This is a genomic window from Streptomyces sp. NBC_01276, assembly GCF_041435355.1.
GTDB lineage: Bacteria > Actinomycetota > Actinomycetes > Streptomycetales > Streptomycetaceae > Streptomyces.
In genome coordinates this window covers 1,288,288-1,305,086 of the sequence record NZ_CP108442.1, presented here as the reverse complement: position 1 = coordinate 1,305,086, position 16,799 = coordinate 1,288,288, and the positions used below count along the sequence as shown (strand labels likewise).

The window sequence follows — 16,799 nt, the reverse complement described above, 5'->3', positions numbered from 1 at the left end:
CCCGGCCCGCTACCGGGCCCGAGGGCCGGCCCGCCCGGCGCCGCCCCCCGGGCGTGGCCCCCGGGACCGGAGGGGGGCGGGCGGCTAGGGTGGGGCCCTCCGCGACCCGACCCACCGGGGGCACGATGAAGATCCTCATCTCCGCCGACATGGAAGGCGCCACCGGCGTCACCTGGCCCGCCGACGTACTGCCCGGGACCGCCCAGTGGGAGCGCTGCCGGGCCATGTTCACCTCCGACGTGAACGCCGCCGTGCTCGGCCTCTACGACGGCGGCGCCGACGCGGTCCTCGTCAACGAGGCCCACTGGACCATGCGCAACCTGCTGCTGGAGCGGCTCGACGCACGGGCCGAGATGCTCACCGGCCGTCACAAGTCCCTCTCCATGGTCGAGGGCGTGCAGCACGGGGACGTCGACGGCGTCGCCTTCGTCGGCTACCACACGGGCGCCGGCGCCGAGGGGGTCCTCGCCCACACCTACCTCGCCAACTCCATCACCGGGGTCTGGCTCAACGGCCTGCGCGCCAGCGAGGGACTGCTCAACGCCCACGTCGTCGCCGAGTACGGGGTCCCCGTCATCCTGGTCACCGGCGACGACCTGACCTGCGCCGACGCCGCCGCCTACGCCCCCGACGCGCGCACCGTCGCCGTCAAGGACCACGTCTCGCGCTACGCGGCCGTCTGCCGCACCCCGGCCCGCACCGCCGCCGACATCCGGGCCGCCGCCGCCGAGGCGGTCGCCCTCGCCGTCCGCCACGAGCCGGTACGGGGCGGCCCGTTCGCGGTGGAGGTGGAGTTCGACGCCGAACACCTGTCGATGGCCGCCACCGTGGTCCCCGGGGTCGAACGCTGCGCCGAACGCCGGATCGCCTACACCAGTGGGACCATGTACGAGGGGATCCGGACCTTCAAAGCCGTCACGACGGTCGTCTCCGCGGCCGTGGAGGAGCAGTATGGCTGACATGCGATGGGTGGACGGCGAAAACGGCGCGCTCGACGCGACGGCCTTCGAGGAGGCCGTCGGCTTCACCTCCGACCTGATCCGGATCGACACCAGCAACCGGGGCGGCGGCGACTGCCGCGAGCGGCCCGCCGCCGAGTACGTGGCGGAACGTCTCGCCGGCGCCGGACTGGAGCCGGCCCTGCTGGAACGCACCCCGGGCCGGACCAACGTGGTGGCCCGCGTCGAGGGCACCGACCCCACCGCGCCCGCCCTCCTCGTCCACGGCCACCTCGACGTGGTCCCCGCCGACGCCGCCGACTGGAGCGTGGACCCCTTCTCCGGGGAGGTCCGCGACGGCGTCGTCTGGGGCCGCGGGGCGGTCGACATGAAGAACATGGACGCGATGGTGCTGGCCGTCGTACGGGCCTGGGCGCGCCACGGCGTACGGCCGCGCCGGGACATCGTGATCGCCTACACCGCCGACGAGGAGGACAGCGCCGTCGACGGATCGGGCTTCCTCGCCGACCACCACCCGCACCTCTTCGAGGGATGCACGGAGGGCATCAGCGAGTCCGGAGCCTTCACCCTGCACACCGGGCCGGGCCGGTCCCTCTACCCCATCGCGGCCGGCGAACGCGGCACCGCCTGGCTGAAGCTCACCGCGCACGGCACCACCGGACACGGCTCCAAGCCCAACAAGGCCAACGCCGTCAGCCGGCTCGCCGCCGCCGTCGCCCGGATCGGCGAACACGAGTGGCCGGTCCGGCTCACCGGCACGGTCGCCGCCTGCATCACCGAACTCGCGGCCCTCCAGGGCCTGTCGGTGGATCCGCGCGCCCCCGGCTTCGACCTCGACGCCGTCCTCGGCAAGCTGGGCCCGGCCGGCGCACTGGTGGAGGCCACGGTCCGCAACAGCGCCAACCCGACGATGCTGGAAGCCGGTTACAAGCTCAACGTGGTCCCCGGACGCGCCACCGGGTACGTCGACGGGCGCACGCTGCCCGGCGGCGAAGCCGAGTTCGCCGCCACCCTCGACGCGCTCACCGGGCCCGAGGTCCACTGGGAGTTCCACCACCGCGAGGTCGCCCTCGAAGCCCCCGTGGACGGGCGGACCTACGGGATCCTGCGCGAGGCCGTCGAACACTTCGACCCCGACGGGCACGTGGTCCCCTTCTGCATGGCCGGCGGCACCGACGCCAAACAGTTCTCCCGCCTCGGCATCACCGGCTACGGCTTCTCCCCGCTCAAGCTGCCGCCCGGCTTCGACTACTGGGCCCTCTTCCACGGCGTCGACGAGCGGGTCCCGGTCGACGCCCTCCACTTCGGCGTCCGCGTCCTCGACCGCGCGCTGCGGACCCTGTGAGGGGCACCCGTTGATGGATCCGCCCGCCTCCGACGGCCCCTACGGCAGCTGGCCCTCGCCGATCGACGCCGCCCTCGCCGCCGCCCACGACGGCCGCCCCGAGTACCTGGGGACCGTCGGCGACGAGGTGTGGTGGACCGAGCCCCGCCCCGGCGAGGGCGGCCGCCGGACCCTGGTGCGCCGGCCCGCCGACGGCCGCGCCGCCCGCTCGGTGCTGCCCGCGCCGTGGAACGTGCGCAGCCGCCTCACCGAGTACGGGGGCCTGCCCTGGGCGGGTGCCCAACAGCCCTCGGGGGGACCGCTCGTGGTGTTCGTCCACCACGGCGACCAGCGGCTGTACGCGTACGAGCCCGACGCGCCCGCAAGCCCGGACCCCCGTCCCCTCACCCCCCTCTCCCCGGTCGGCGGCGGCCTGCGCTGGGCCGACCCGGTGCTGCGGGGCGCCGAGGTCTGGTGCGTGCTGGAGGAGTTCACCGGCCCCGGGCCGACCGACGTGCGCCGGGTCACGGCCGCCGTCCCGCTCGACGGATCGGCCGCCGGGGACCGGGCCGCCGTACGGGAACTCACCGACGACCGCCACCGTTTCCGGACCGGCCCCAGGCTCTCCCCGGACGGCCGGCGGGCGGCCTGGCTGGTGTGGGACCACCCCCGGATGCCCTGGGACGGCACCGAACTGCAGCTCGCCGACATCACCCCCGACGGCACCCTCACCGCCCCCCGCACCGTCCTCGGCGGCCCCGAGGAGGCCGTGGCCCAGGTGGCGTGGGCGGCCGACGGGACCCTGCTCGCGGTGAGCGACCGCAGCGGCTGGTGGAACCCGTACCGGGTGGACCCGGACGGCGGAGAGGCCGTCAACCTCTGCCCCCGCGAGGAGGAGTTCGGCGGCGCGCTGTGGAAACCCGGGCTGAGCTGGATCGCCCCGCTGCCCGACCGGCTGATCGCCGTCCTGCACGGCCAGGGCGCCGCCGTCCTCGGCATCCTCGACCCGGAGAGCGGCCACCTGGTCGACGCGGCCGGCCCCTGGACCGCCTGGCAGCCCGCGCTGGCCGTCAGCGGCACCCGCGTCTACGGGGTCGCCGCGAGTCCCCGCAGCGGCTACGAGATCGTCGAACTCGACACCGCGACCGGCCACACCCGGGTGGCCGGCGCCCGCGCCACCGACCCGGTCGACCCCGCCCACTACCCGGAACCGCAGACCAGGACCTTCCCCGGCCCCGGCGGCCGGGAGATCCACGCCCACGTCTACCCGCCGCACCACCCCGCCCGGCGGGCCCCCGCCGACGAACTGCCCCCGTACGTGGTGTGGGCGCACGGCGGCCCCACCGACCACGTGCCGCCCGTGCTCGACCTGCACATCGCCTACTTCACCTCGCGCGGCATCGGCGTCGTCGAGGTCAACTACGGCGGCTCCACCGGCTACGGCCGCGCCTACCGCGAGCGGCTGCGCGAGCAGTGGGGCGTCGTCGACGTCGAGGACTGCGCCGCCGTCGCCCGCGCCCTGGCCGCCGAGGGCACCGCCGACCCCGGCCGGCTCGCCATCCGGGGCGGCAGCGCGGGCGGCTGGACGGCGGCGGCCTCGCTGGCCGCCACCGACCTGTACGCGTGCGCGGCGATCATCTACCCCGTCCTGGACCTGCGGGGCTTCGCCGCCGAGACCCACGACCTGGAATCGCGCTACGTGGACGGTCTCGCCGGACCGCCGCCGACCCTGGCCGTGCGCTGCCGCGAGCGCTCCCCGGTGGCCCGAGCCGACCGGATCGCCGCGCCCTTCGTGCTGCTCCAGGGCCTCGACGACCCGGTCTGCCCGCCCGCCCAGGCCGAACGGCTGCTGGCCGCGCTGCGCGGGCGCGGCGTGCCGCACGCGTACGTCGCCTTCGAGGGCGAGGGGCACGGCTTCCGGCGCGCGGAGACGATGGTGCGGGCGCTGGAGGCGGAGCTGTCCCTGTACGCGCAGGTCTTCGGGTTCGTGCGGGACGACGTCCCCCGTCTGGCCCTGCACGGCTGACCCCCGCGGCCGGTGCGGGCGGTCACGGGGCCACGGCCCGCCCGCCGGCGCCGCCCGGGGGCCCGGCGGGGACCGTGGCCGGCACCCGCCGGATCAGGCGGTGTGCAGCCAGACGCGCAGCGGGCCGATCGGGGTGAACCCGGCGCGCACGGCCGCGTCGAGGTCCTCCCCCTGCTCGTACCCCACCACCGGCAGGCCGGGCCAGCGGGCCGCGACGGCCTCCAGGACGGCCGCCCAGGCCGCGCCGACCGCCGCGGCCGCCCCGTCCGGGTCGGAGCCCGCCCCGTGCGCCCCGTCCACCGTGAAGAGGTTGGACACGCCGACTACGCCGCCCCCGGCGCTCGCGACGGCCCCCGCCACGATCCGCCCTCCCGAGCGGCCCGCGAGGAAGACGAGGTCCCGGGCGAGCAGGTCCGCGTGGAACAGCCCGGTGCTCGCCGCACCGTCCCAGGCCGCCTCCCAGGCGTCCAGCTCGGCGGCGGTCCGGACCTCGGACCACTGCGTGCCCGGGGCCGGCCGCCCGGCCGGCCCCGCCGGGCGGTGGATCCACTGCGCCTCGAACAGCACCTCGAAGCCGGCCGGGGCCAGGTCCAGCGAGGCGAAGCTGTCCTTGACCGAGCAGCCGGGGGAGCCGGTGTCGATCCCGGCCACCACCTCCTGCGCCGAGGCCTCCGGGGTGAGGGAGACCGCGTCGGGGTAGAGCGGCGGGGTGCGCCGCGCGCTGCTCCACACGGAGCCGGAGAAGGCTCCGTCGCGGCAGACGGCCGCGACCCACTCGGCGTTGTTGCGGGCCGCCGCGAGCACCAGGGTCGCGGTGCCGACGGTTTCGGAATTCCGGGGGGTGATGATCACACCGGAATGCTGCCACGCCTCGTAGCCTGGGACGATGCCATTTCCTCCGTACCTCGTGACGGGCCCCCGGGTCGGCCTCGCCCCCTACCGCCCCGCCGACGGACCCGAGTTCACCGCCCGCGCCCGCGAGAGCCGCGACCTGCACGAGCCCTGGCTGTTCCCGCCCACCACGGTGGAGGAGTACGAGCCCTACGCCGCCCGGCTGGCCGGGGGCGAGGGGCGGGCCGGGTTCCTCGTCCGCGAACGCGCCACCGGGGACCTCGCGGGCTTCGTCAACATCAACAACATCGTTCTCGGCGCCTTCCGCTGCGGCGCCCTGGGCTACGGGGCCTTCGCGCACGCCGCCGGCCGCGGACTCCTGGGCGAGGCCCTCGACCTGGTCCTCGCCCACGCCTTCGCCCCGCAGGAGGGCGGCGGCCTCGGGCTGCACCGCCTGGAGGCGAACGTCCAGCCGGGCAACGCCGCCTCCATCGCCCTCGTCCGGGGGCGCGGCTTCCGTCTGGAGGGGCTCTCGCCGGACTTCCTCCACGTGGCCGGAGCCTGGCGGGACCACGAACGCTGGGCCGTGACGGCGGACATGTGTACGACCCCGCGGCCCGCCGGACCGGCCACGGGCTCCTTTGCGTAATCCTGACCGGTGGTGATGCGCGGAACCCCTGTGCACCGGCCGGGACGGCGTGTTCCATTTCCTCATGGCCACCACCGTCCGACGTGCCCTACTGACCCTCCCGGCAGCCCCGTTGGGACCCGACAACCCCCTCCCCGCCCTGCGCGCGCCCGAAGCGGTGCACGAACTGGACGAGCGCTCGCGCCACGGACTGCCGCGCGACATGGCCCGCCAGGTCGGCCACGAACCGCTGCGCTCGCTGCTTCCGGTGCACCTCCGCGACGGCTACGGACGCGAGCGCGCGGAGCGGGAGTTCGAGGCGGTCGTCATCGACAACGGCCGCCTGCGCGTCACGGTGCTGCCGGGGCTGGGCGGGCGGGTCCACTCCCTCGTCCACCTCCCCACCGGACGCGAACTCCTCTACCGCAACCCGGTGTTCCAGCCCGCCAACTTCGCCCTCAACGGCGCCTGGTTCTCCGGCGGCATCGAGTGGAACATCGGCGCCACCGGACACACCACCCTGTCCTGCGCCCCCCTGCACGCCGCGCTCGTCCCCGCCCCCGACGGCGGCGTGATGGTGCGGCTGTGGGAGTGGGAGCGGCTGCGCGACCTGCCCTTCCAGGTGGACCTGTGGCTGCCCGCCGACTCGGACTTCCTCCACGTCGGCGTCCGCGTGCGCAACCCGCACGAGCGGCCCGTCCCCGTGTACTGGTGGTCCAACACCGCCGTCCCGGAGGAGCCGGGCCGCCGCGTGCTCGCCCCCGCCGAGGAGGCCTGGCACTTCGGGTACGAGCGTGCGCTGCGCCGGATCCCCGTGCCGCGCTGGGAGGACGCCGACCGCACGTACCCGCTCAACAGCGCCCACCCGGCGGACTTCTTCTACGAGGTCCAGGACGCGGACCGGCCCTGGATCGCCTCCCTCGACGCGGAGGGGCACGGCCTGGCGCAGGCCTCCACCGGGCGGCTGCGCGGCCGCAAGCTGTTCGTGTGGGGCGCCGGCGCGGGCGGCCGGCGCTGGCAGGAATGGCTCACCGCCCCGGGCACCGGCGGCTACGCCGAGATCCAGGCCGGGCTGGCCCGGACCCAGCTGGAACACGTACGTCTGGAGGCCGGGGCGGAGTTCGCCTGGATGGAGGCGTACGGGCCGCTCTCGGCGGAGCCGTCGGCCGTCCACGGCGCCGACTGGGCGGCGGCCCGCGGTGCGGCCTCGGCGGCCCTCGACACCGCGCTGCCGGCCGAGGCGCTGGAGGCCGCCTACGGGGCGTGGCGCGGGCACGCCGACACCGAACCGGGGGAGCGGCTGGCCGAAGGCTCCGGCTGGGGCGCGCTGGAGGTGCTGTGCGGGGGCTTCAAGCTCCCCGGCACCCCCTTCCCGGAGTCCACCCTGGGGGAGGACCAGCGGCCCTGGCTGGAGCTGTGGCGCAGCGGGGTCTTCCCCACCCCGCGCAAGGTGGTGCCGCCCGGGCCGGCGCTGGTCGCGCCGCACTGGCGGGACATGCTGGAGACCGCCCCGGCCGACCCGCTGACCGAGTACCACCTGGGCGTGGCCCAGTGGCACGCGGGCGACACCGCCCAGGCCGTGCGCAGCTGGGAGCGCGGGCTGGCGCTGGCGCCCTCCCGCTGGCCGCTGCTGCGCGCCCTCGCGGTGGCCGACGCGCTGGCCGGGGACCGGGAACGGTCCGCCGACCGGTACGCGGAGGCCTTCGAGGACCTGGCGGGGGAGAGCCGGGGCGGCGAACGCTGGGAGGCCGCCGAGTCCGCGCTGGGGCGGGAGGCGATGACCGCGCTGCTCGCCGCCGGACGCCTGGCGGCGGCCCGCGCGGTCTGGGACCGGCTGCGGCCCGTGCTGCGGGAGCAGGGGCGGTTCCGGCTGCTCGCCGCGCGGCTGCTGGCGGCCGAAGGGCACGTGGGCGCCGCCCGCCGGGTCTTCGAGGACGGCTTCGAACTGCCCGACCTGCGGGAGGGCGAGGAGACCCTCTCGGAGATCTGGTCCACCCTCACGGACGCCCCGCTGCCCCCGGCCTACGACTTCCGCATGCGGCCGCCGGGGTAGCCGGGTGGCCGGGTCAGCGGCCGGCGGCGGCGATCGAGTCGATGGTGCCGCGCCAGGTCCGGCGGTACCCCTCGCGCAGGGGCCCGCCGGTCAGGCCGAGGACCTCCGACGCCGCCTCGGCGAGCGGGGCCGGATCACCCTCCCCGGCTGCGCGCAGGTGCCCGTCGAGGAGGGCTGCCCCGAGCCGCGGGTCCGCCCGGAGCAGGCGCCTGGGCAGCCACTTCCCGGTGCCGGTCCAGGCGCGGCGGTGGTCGAGGAGCAGGTCGGCCGCGGCGTCGAACACGACGCCGGCCACCGTGAGGCGTTCGCTCCGGTCGCCCGCGTCGGCGAGGTCGTCCAGGGCGTCCGTCAGCCCGTACCGCTTGGTCTCGACCGTCGCCGGGTCCAGCGCGGGAGGCCCCGCGCGCAGGTCCGCCTCGGCGCGGGCACGGGCCCGCCCGGCCGCGCCGTCCGTGTCGGCGAGTACGAGACCGGTGGCGTACATGCTCTGCAGTACCGCGCGGCGGGCGGCGACGTCCGCCGCGAAGAGCTCCGCGAGGCCGGTGGGGGTGTGGACGAAGAGCTCCACGACCCGGCCCTCGAAGCGGAGCGTCTCGCGGTAGGTCTCGCCCCCGTCCCCGATCAGTACGGCGATGTCGAGGTCGCTGAGCGCGGTGGCCCGCCCGGACGCCGTGGACCCGGCGAGGACGACGGCCGTCGCGTCGGGGAAGAGGTCACGGGTCAGACGTCGCGCCTGGGCGAGGGGGTCGGTGGTCACGGCACTCACGGTGTCACGGCCCCCGCACCCCGATCAACGGAGTTCCGCACCGCACCGCGGCGACCGGCTCCGCGGCGACCGGCTCCGCGGCGCCGGCCCCGGGACCGGCCCCCGGACCGGCACCCGTCAGACCCGGCACAGCAGTTCGCCGTTCAGAACGGAGAACCAGGCGTCGGGGTGGGCCCCCCAGGCGTGCCAGGCCTCGGCGATGGAGGCCAGGCCGGAGGCCGTCGCGTGGCCGCCCCGGACCGCGACGTCCGCGTACGCGGAGGCCGTCGTACGGTCCGCCCACAGCGCCGACCACCAGGCGGTCTCCTCCGGAGTCGCGTAGCACCAGGCCGTGGCCGAGCAGGTCAGGTCCGTGAACCCCGCCTCCCGCGCCCAGGCGCGCAGCCGCCGCCCGGCGTCCGGTTCCCCGCCGTTGGCACGGGCGACCCGGCGGTACAGGGCCTGCCATTCGTCCAGGACCGGGGAGGCCGGGTACCAGGTCATCGCCGCGTAGTCGGCGTCGCGCACGGCCACGATCCCGCCGGGGCGGCAGACCCGCCGCATCTCGCGCAGGGCCCGTACCGGATCGCCGACGTGCTGCAGCACCTGGTGGGCGTGGACCACGTCGAAGGAGTCGTCGGGGAAGTCCAGCGCGTGGACGTCCGCGACGGCGAAGTCGACGGACCCGGCCGGCCCGTGTTCGCGCACGTGGGCGCCCGCCTGCTCCAGGACGCCCGCCGCCGCGTCGACCGCCGTGACCCGGCCGCCCGGGGCCACCAGCCGCGCCAGGTCCGCCGTGATGGTGCCCGGTCCGCAGCCCACGTCCAGGACGTGCATGCCCGGACGCAGTTCGGGGATCAGGTAGGCCGCCGAGTTGGCCGCCGTGCGCCAGCGGTGGGAGCGCAGGACCGACTCGTGGTGGCCGTGCGTGTAGACGGCGCGCTCGTGGGGCTTGCGGGGCTCGTGCGGCTCGTGGGCTTCGTGGGTCCCGTGCGTGTCGTTCATGGCTGCACTCCTCTTCGTTCGAAGCGTGATGATCACGGTAGCGGTTCGATCGGAATCTGAGATGGCCGTTTTGACATGTGGACACCATCCTTGTGTTTCAAGGGGATTGGGCGGGTCGGTGGCAGGGAAAGGCAGGGGCGAGGACAGTGGGCCCCAGGGGGACCCGACCGCGGAGGACGGTGAGACCCATGCCGGAGACGCTGCTCGAACAGCACGCCGCGGCGCTGCGGCTGTTCGGCGAGCGCGTACGGGAGGTCGCGGACGCGCAGTGGGACGCGCCGACCCCCTGCACCGAATGGAACGTGCGGGACCTGGTCAACCACGTCACCGGCGAGCAGCGCTGGATCCCGCCCCTGCTCACCGAGGGCCGCACGGTCGCGGAGGTCGGCGACGCGCTCGCCGGGGACCTCCTCGGCGCGGACCCGGTGGCCTCCTGGGACCGGGCGGCGGCCGGAGCGAGCGCCGCCTTCGCCGCGCCGGGTGCGCTGGAACGGACCGTCGCGCTCTCCTACGGGCCCACGCGCGGGTCGGCGTACTGCTCGGAGCTGATCACCGACTGCGTCGTGCACACCTGGGACCTCGCGCGGGCGATCGGCGCGGACGACCGGCTGCCGGACGGGCTGGTGGAGTTCGCGATCAAGGAGGTCATGCCCTACGTGGACAGCCTCGCGGCGAGCGGCATGTTCGCCGCGCCGCTGGACGTGCCCGCCGGGGCGGACGCGCAGACCCGGTTGCTGGCCATGACCGGGAGGCGCGGATGAGGGCGCGCGGCCGACCGGGCACGCGGTCGGCGGGCATAGTGGGGCGAATAATCGTATAAAGGTCGGAGCTGATCGTTCAGCGGCGACGGCGACGGCATGGGTGTCGGTGGCAGCGGCGGGAGGCGGACACGTGGTGGGGATGGCGGACGGGCCGGCCGGGGTGCCCGGGGTGTCCGGGGACTGGCGCTCGGGCGCGCGGGGACGCGGTCCGGTCCGCTACGGTCCCCCCGCGCCGCAGCCCGGCCTGCCCGTCCTGCCGGAGCTGACCGCCGTGCTCGCGGACGCGGCCGGCCGGGCCGCCCCCGAACCCCCGGGCGGCGGCGGGGCCGTCCGCGAGGCGGCCTGCCGGCACTGGGGCCGGCGCGGGCTCGCCACCGCCCCCGAGAACGTGGCCGCCGGGCCCGGCGCCCCCGCCCTGCTGCTGGCCCTGCTCGGCGCGTACGGCGGCGATGTCATGCTGCCCCGGCCGTGTCCCGCCTGGTGGACTCCGCAGGTCCGGCTGCTGGGACGCCGGGCCTACCACGTGCCCACCCCCGCGGAGTGCGGCGGCATCCCCGACCCCTACGCGCTGCTGGAGACCGTCCGACGGGTCCGGGCCGAGGGCGGGGACCCGCGCGTCCTGCTGCTGTCGGTGGCCGACGACCCCACCGCGACGGTGCCTCCGCCCGAGATGGTGCGGGAGGCCTGCGAGGCGGCGGAGTCGGCCGGGCTGTTCGTGGTGAGCGACGAGAGCTGGCGCGACACTGTGCACCGGCCGTACGACACCCTGGTGCTCAGCCCCGCCGAGATGCTCCCCGAACAGGCCGCCGTCCTGGTGGACCTGGCCGGATCGCTGCTGCCGGCCGGCTGGCCCGCCGCCGTGCTCCGTTTCCCCGGCACCCCGAGGGGCACCTGGCTCAGGGCCCGCACCCTCGACGTCCTCACGGCCACGGGAGCCCTGGTCGCCGGGCCGGTCGCGGGGGCCGCCGCGCACGCGCTCGACGAACCCGACGCCGTCGCCGGGCGGGCGTACGCGGCCGCCGCGATGCACGGCGCGGTCGCCGCCGCCGCACACCGGGAACTGCTGGCCGTAGGCGCGCTCGCCCGGCCCCCGCAGGCCGGGCGGCACCTGTACGCGGACCTGAACCCGCTGCGGGCCGGGCTGGCCCGGCACGGTGTAGGCGACGCGATGGAGCTGGAGGACTGGCTCGGCGCCCGGCTGGGCGCGCCGACACCCGGCGGGCAGCGGTTCGCGGACGACCTGGGCGCGCTGCGCGTGCGGCTGGCGACCGGACCGCTGCTGGGGGCCACCCCGGAGGAACGGCTCGCCACGCTCGGCGCCCGCGACCCGCTGGGGCTGCCGCACGTCCGGGGCGCGCTGGACCGGCTCGGGTCGGTGCTCGCCGGGCTGGCCGACTGACCTTCCCCCGCTCGATCCGGCCGCGCTGAACGGAGACTCCTCGATGAGGGACCAGACGGACGCCCCCGCGCCGCCCGCCCCCACACCCCCACCCGCCCCGCCCCCGGCCGTCCCCGCGTCCCCGCTCCCGTCGGGTTCGGCGCCCGCCGACGCGGCCCCCGCGCCCCGGACGGCCGCCGACGGGTGCTCCGACACCCCCGGGCCGGGCCCCGCCCCCGCGCCGGCGGGCGGCCGCGCGTCCAGGCCGCCCGGTGAACGGCGGGCGTGGCCGCGTTCGTTCGCGGACCGGCTGACGACCCCGCTCCCCGGTGTCCGGGCCTTCGCCCGGCTGGCCCGCGAGGGCGCCTTCCGCCCCGGCCCCGACGGGCTGAGCGGTATCCCCGACCTGCCGTACGCCCCCGCCCCGCTGCCCCCCGCCGCCCCCGGCGGCGTCTGCGTCACCTGGGCCGGACACGCCAGCTGGGTGCTGCGGACCGGCGGGCTGACCGTGCTCACCGACCCCGTCTGGTCCCGCCGGATCCTGGGAACCCCGGCCCGGATGACGCCCGTCGGGGTGCGCTGGGAGGAACTGCCGCCCGTCGACGCGGTGGTGATCAGCCACAACCACTACGACCACCTCGACGCCCCGACCCTCAAGCGGCTGCCCCGCGACACCGCCCTGTTCGTCCCGGCCGGCCTCGCCCGATGGTGCCGCCGCCGGGGCTTCACCCGGGTGACCGAGCTCGACTGGTGGGAGTCCGCCGAACTGGGCCGCGTACGGTTCGACTTCGTTCCCGCCCATCACTGGTCCAGGCGCTCGCTGCTGGACACCTGCCGCACCCTGTGGGGAGGCTGGGTGCTGACCGACGCGGCGAGCGGCCGGAAGGTCTACTTCGCGGGGGACACCGGCTACGGCCACTGGTTCGCCGAGATCGGCCGCCGCCACCCGGGGATCGACCTCGCGCTCCTGCCCATCGGGGCCTACGCCCCGCGCTGGTGGCTGCGCGACGTGCACGCCGACCCGGAGGAGGCCGTCCGGGCCTGCCTCGACCTCGGGGCCCGCCGCATGGCCCCGATGCACTGGGCCACCTTCGTCCTCTCCGCGGAACCGGTCATGGAGCCCCTGCACCGCGCCCGCGCCGCCTGGGCCCGCGCGGGGCTGCCCCGCCGGGACCTCTGGGACCTCCCCGTCGGAGGCTCCCGCACCCTCGGCCCCCCACCGCCGTGCCCCGACGCCCCGGCTCCCGCCCTCCGGAGCGGAGCGTAGGACCCCAACAGCGGTCGTGGACGGATCGGTTGGGGTTCGTACCGATAGGATCACCTGTTCATGGACCTCGGTACGGGCATCAAGATGATCTCCATTCCCGGCGGGCGGGTGACCCTCTCCGACCGGCGGACGCAGCGCAGCTGGCAGGTCGCACTCGAACCCTGCCGGCTCTCCGCCCTGCCCGTCACCCAGGGGCTGTACGCGCGGGTCACCGGTCTACGCCCGAGCACCGTCCACGGGGACCGGCTGCCCGTCGAGGGCGTCTCCTGGTGGGACGCGGTCCGTTTCTGCAACGCCCTCTCCCTGCGCGAGGGCCTCGCCCCCGCCTACCGCCTCGACGGCGAGAGCGCCGCATGGGACACCTCCGCCGACGGCTACCGGCTGCCCACCGAGGCCGAATGGGAACACGCCTGCCGCGCCGGCACCGACGGCCCGCGCCACGGCCCGCTCGACGACATCGCCTGGTACCGCGGCAACTCGGACGGGACCCTCCACGAGGCGGGCGGCAAACTCCCCAACGCGTGGGGCCTGCACGACATGCTCGGCAACGTCTGGGACTGGTGCTGGGACCTCTACGACCCCGAGGTCTACGGCACCTACCGGGTGCTGCGCGGCGGCGGCTGGTTCGACGAGCACTGGAGCTGCCGTGCCTCGGCCCGCCGCCGCAGCCACCCCACCTTCCGCGTCGACGACGTCGGCTTCCGCCTCGCCCGCTCCGGCGCGGCCTGAACCCGCCGCGCCGGCCCCGTCGACCCCCTGTCGCACCCGGCCCCGCCTGGCATACCGTGCCGGTTCCGGCACACAACCCACCGTGAGGGGCGCGTACGTGGACGACGGCGAACTGCTGTTCCTGGGGGCGGCCCGGCAGGCCGACCTCGTACGGTCCGGGAAGGTCACCGCGCGGGCGCTGACCGAGGCCGCGCTCCGGCGGACCGAACGCCTGGACCCCCGGCTCGGGGCGTTCCGCACGGTCCTCGCCGGGCCGGCCCTCGCAGAGGCCGACGCCCGCGACGCGGCCCGCGCGGCCGGCGAGGGGGACCTGCCCCTGCTCGGGGTGCCCGTCGCCGTCAAGGACGAGCTCGACGTCGCCGGTGAGGTCACCACGTTCGGCGGCGCCGCCCACCGCGTCCCGGCCGCCAAGGACTCCGAGGCGGTCCGCCGGCTGCGGGCGGCCGGCGCCGTGATCATCGGCAAGACCGCGATGCCGGAGTACGGCCAGTGGCCGTTCACGGAGTCGTCCGCGCACGGCTACGCCCGCAACCCCTGGGACACGGCCCGCACCACCGGTGGCTCCAGCGGCGGCAGCGCCGCCGCCGTCGCCGCCGGACTGGCCGGCGCCGCGCTCGGCGGGGACGGAGGCGGATCCCTGCGCATCCCGGCCGCCTGCTGCGGGCTCTTCGCCCTCAAACCGCAGCGCGGCCGCGTCTCCACGGCCCCGCACCCCCACCTCTGGTACGCCCTCGGCACCATCGGACCGCTCACCCGCTCCGTGCTCGACAGCGCCCTGCTCTACGACGTCCTCGCCGGCCCGGCCCCCGGCGACCGCTGGGCGGCCCGGCCCGCCACGACGAGCTTCGTGCGGGCGGCCTCCACCGAGCCCGGCCGGCTGCGGATCGGCTGGTCGGACACCCCCGCGGTACCCGGCGTGCGCCCCCACCCCGAACACGCGGCGGCCCTGCGGCGGACGGTGGCGGCCCTGCGCGAACTGGGCCACGACGTAAGGGAGGTCGACCCCCGCTACCCCGACACCACGGCCGCGTTCCTGCCGCAGTTCTGCGGGGGCGTCCGCGCGGAGGCCCGCACCGCCGACCGGCCCGACCTGCTCGAACGCCGCACCCGGCAGACCCTGCGGTTCGCCCGGCTGGTACCCGAGGCGGCCGTGGAGCGGGCCGTGCGCGCGGGGGAGCGGATGGCGGTACGGGCCAACCGCGTCTTCGACCGCGCCGACCTGCTGCTCACCCCGACGCTCGCCCGGCGGCCGCGCCGGGTGGGTGCCCTGGACGGCGCGGGCATGACGGGGGCGATGCTGCGCTCCCTCCCGATGATCGCCTACACGGCCCTGTGGAACGTCACCGGCAACCCCGCCGCCTCCCTCCCGGCCGGCTTCGGTACGGACGGACTGCCGCTCGCCGTCCAGCTGGTGGGCCGGCAGCACGACGAGGCGACCGTCCTGAAGGTCTGTGCCCAGCTCGAAGCCGCCCGCCCGTGGGCCCACCGCATCCCCGGCCTGGCCCTCTGACGGACCCGCCGGGGGCGCGGGCCCGGCGTCGACTCGGGGCGCGGGCCCGGCGTCGCCGCAGGCCCGGCCGGACGCGCTCAGGGACCCGCCGGGTCCGCCCCGTCCGGCCGGTCCGCCCCGCCCGGCCCGTCCGGCCCCTTCCCCCGGTCCGGCCCGTACGGGCCCTCGGGCCGCAGCCGTCGCCACACCGCCGGGACCGCGCTGATCAGCAGCGTCAGGCCCACCGCCAGGACCACGCCCTTCCACGGCTCGGAGAACAGCGAGCCGCCCAGGATCCCGATCAGCGCGTACGTCGCCGCCCAGGCCAGACAAGCCGGCGCGTCCCCCCGCACGAACCGCCGCAGCGGCACCCCGCCCAGCAGGCAGGCCAGCATCACCGGGATCCGCCCCGCCGGGACCAGCCGCGACAGCACCAGCACCAGCACCCCGTGCTCGTCCAGCTTCGCCTGCGCGCGTTCCAGCCGCTCCGGCGTGGCCCGCCCCCGCAGGGATTCGAGCCGTCGCGAGCCGCCCCGCGAACGCACCCCCCGCTGCCCGAGCCAGTACAGGGCGACGTCACCGCAGAAGGCCGCGACCGCCGCCACCGCGAACACCCCCAACACCCCGAACGGCAATGCCTGCTGATGGAAGGCCACCACGGCCGCCGAACTCACCAGCGCCCCCGTGGGGACCACCGGTACCAGCGCCCCCAGGGCCACCAGCACGAACAGCGCCGGGTACCCCACCGCCCGCTGCGTGGTCTCCGGCGGCACCCGGCCGACGACCTCCGCCGCCTCCCACCACGGCGTCACGGCAGCCGCACCCGCTCCCCGTGCCCCGGGACCCGTACGGTCACCTTCGGCGCGAGCCGCAGCGCGCACCGGGCGAACTCCTCGCCCGGCGAGTGGAACTCGTGCGGCCGCACCGCGTCCATGCCGATCGGCCAGTACGTCCCGTAGTGGACCGGCACCGCCGCCGTCGGACCCAGCAGCGCCGCCGCCCGCGCCGCCCGCTCCGGATCCAGGTGCCCCGGCCCCAGACAGGGGCCCCAGCCGCCGACCGGCAGCAGGGCCACGTCCACCGGCCCGACCTCCTCGGCCATGGCCTCGAACAGCCCGGTGTCACCGGCGAAGTACGTGCGGGCCGCGCCCTGGACCACGTACCCCAGGGCCGGTGCCCGCTGCGGCCCGAACGGCAGCCGCCGCCCGTCGTGCCGGGCGCTGACCGCCCGTACCCGTACGCCCTCGCGCACCGCGACCTCGTCCCCCGGGGCCACCTCCGTCACCGTCAGCCGACGGATCCGTGCCAGCCGGGCCAGCCCCGGCACCGCCCGGCACGCCCCGCGCGGCACCACCAGCCGGCTGCCCACCGGCAGCCGGGCCAGCGACGGCAGGTGCAGGTGGTCGGCGTGCAGGTGCGACACCAGCACCACGTCCGCCTCCGCCGCCTCCGGCGGGGGCACCGCACCGCGGCGCCGCCGCAGGTGCGCGAACCGCCGGGCGAACAACGGGTCCGTCAGCACCTGTACCCCCGAATCCCGCACCGTGCACGTGGCATGACCCCACCAGGTGATCTCCACCGGCACCCCGGCACTCCCTCCCTCG

15 protein-coding genes are annotated in these 16,799 nt (G+C 76.7%); 10 read left to right on the top strand and 5 right to left on the bottom strand.

Annotation, left to right across the window (positions count from 1 at the left end):
* The first annotated feature begins 125 nt into the window (after positions 1–125).
* From OG295_RS05450 to OG295_RS05440, 3 genes are read left to right on the top strand one after another with little or no spacing between them, the layout of a single operon-like run.
* Positions 126–959 carry a M55 family metallopeptidase gene (locus OG295_RS05450; protein ID WP_371675813.1) on the top strand — a complete coding sequence of 278 codons (834 nt, stop codon included), beginning with the start codon at positions 126–128 and terminating at the stop codon, positions 957–959.
* A 1-nt stretch (position 960) separates the two neighbouring features.
* Positions 961–2,304 (top strand): M20/M25/M40 family metallo-hydrolase, encoded by a 1,344-nt coding sequence (locus OG295_RS05445; protein WP_371681117.1) that lies wholly within the window; start codon positions 961–963, stop codon positions 2,302–2,304.
* A gap of 13 nt (positions 2,305–2,317) precedes the next feature.
* Positions 2,318–4,309, top strand: coding sequence for an LpqB family beta-propeller domain-containing protein (locus OG295_RS05440; RefSeq protein ID WP_371675812.1), 1,992 nt, complete (start codon positions 2,318–2,320; stop codon positions 4,307–4,309).
* A gap of 93 nt (positions 4,310–4,402) precedes the next feature.
* Here OG295_RS05440 and OG295_RS05435 read toward each other — a convergent pair whose 3' ends face one another.
* Positions 4,403–5,161: a hypothetical protein gene (locus OG295_RS05435; RefSeq protein WP_371675811.1), complete on the bottom strand. Its 759-nt coding sequence runs from the start codon at positions 5,159–5,161 to the stop codon at positions 4,403–4,405.
* Positions 5,162–5,195: 34 nt separating this feature from the next.
* Between OG295_RS05435 and OG295_RS05430 the strand changes: the two genes are divergently transcribed.
* Both OG295_RS05430 and OG295_RS05425 read left to right on the top strand, forming a co-directional pair.
* Positions 5,196–5,789, top strand: a complete 594-nt coding sequence (locus tag OG295_RS05430; protein WP_371675810.1) for a GNAT family N-acetyltransferase — start codon at positions 5,196–5,198, stop codon at positions 5,787–5,789.
* A 64-nt stretch (positions 5,790–5,853) separates the two neighbouring features.
* A complete protein-coding gene (locus tag OG295_RS05425) occupies positions 5,854–7,821 on the top strand; it encodes a DUF5107 domain-containing protein (RefSeq protein WP_371675809.1) in 1,968 nt (655 codons plus the stop codon).
* 13 nt (positions 7,822–7,834) lie between these two features.
* On the opposite strand, the gene OG295_RS05420 is transcribed toward OG295_RS05425, so the two are convergent.
* Positions 7,835–8,578, bottom strand: coding sequence for a nucleotidyltransferase domain-containing protein (locus OG295_RS05420; protein WP_371675808.1), 744 nt, complete (start codon positions 8,576–8,578; stop codon positions 7,835–7,837).
* 126 nt (positions 8,579–8,704) lie between these two features.
* On the bottom strand, positions 8,705–9,571 hold the full coding sequence (locus OG295_RS05415) for a methyltransferase domain-containing protein (RefSeq protein WP_371675807.1): 867 nt from the start codon (positions 9,569–9,571) through the stop codon (positions 8,705–8,707).
* 188 nt (positions 9,572–9,759) lie between these two features.
* Here OG295_RS05415 and OG295_RS05410 point away from each other — a divergent pair, with 188 nt between their 5' ends.
* The 5 genes from OG295_RS05410 (at position 9,760) to OG295_RS05390 (ending at position 15,216) form a co-directional block, all read left to right on the top strand.
* Positions 9,760–10,332 carry a TIGR03086 family metal-binding protein gene (locus OG295_RS05410; protein ID WP_371675806.1) on the top strand — a complete coding sequence of 191 codons (573 nt, stop codon included), beginning with the start codon at positions 9,760–9,762 and terminating at the stop codon, positions 10,330–10,332.
* Between the two features lie 139 nt (positions 10,333–10,471).
* A complete protein-coding gene (locus tag OG295_RS05405; protein WP_371681115.1) occupies positions 10,472–11,731 on the top strand; it encodes an aminotransferase class I/II-fold pyridoxal phosphate-dependent enzyme in 1,260 nt (419 codons plus the stop codon).
* A gap of 43 nt (positions 11,732–11,774) precedes the next feature.
* Positions 11,775–12,977, top strand: a complete 1,203-nt coding sequence (locus OG295_RS05400; RefSeq protein WP_371675805.1) for an MBL fold metallo-hydrolase — start codon at positions 11,775–11,777, stop codon at positions 12,975–12,977.
* A gap of 60 nt (positions 12,978–13,037) precedes the next feature.
* Positions 13,038–13,706 carry a formylglycine-generating enzyme family protein gene (locus OG295_RS05395; RefSeq protein WP_371675804.1) on the top strand — a complete coding sequence of 223 codons (669 nt, stop codon included), beginning with the start codon at positions 13,038–13,040 and terminating at the stop codon, positions 13,704–13,706.
* A gap of 82 nt (positions 13,707–13,788) precedes the next feature.
* The gene (locus OG295_RS05390; protein WP_371675803.1) at positions 13,789–15,216 is read left to right on the top strand and encodes an amidase; all 1,428 of its coding nucleotides are present in this window, start codon (positions 13,789–13,791) and stop codon (positions 15,214–15,216) included.
* A 77-nt stretch (positions 15,217–15,293) separates the two neighbouring features.
* Here the strand turns inward: OG295_RS05390 and OG295_RS05385 are convergent, their stop codons facing one another.
* Together OG295_RS05385 and OG295_RS05380 are read right to left on the bottom strand one after the other, a co-directional pair.
* Positions 15,294–16,007: a DedA family protein gene (locus OG295_RS05385; RefSeq protein ID WP_371675802.1), complete on the bottom strand. Its 714-nt coding sequence runs from the start codon at positions 16,005–16,007 to the stop codon at positions 15,294–15,296.
* On the bottom strand, positions 16,004–16,780 hold the full coding sequence (locus tag OG295_RS05380; RefSeq protein ID WP_371675801.1) for an MBL fold metallo-hydrolase: 777 nt from the start codon (positions 16,778–16,780) through the stop codon (positions 16,004–16,006). The genes OG295_RS05385 and OG295_RS05380 overlap by 4 nt, the downstream gene beginning before the upstream one ends.
* Positions 16,781–16,799: the final 19 nt, after the last annotated feature.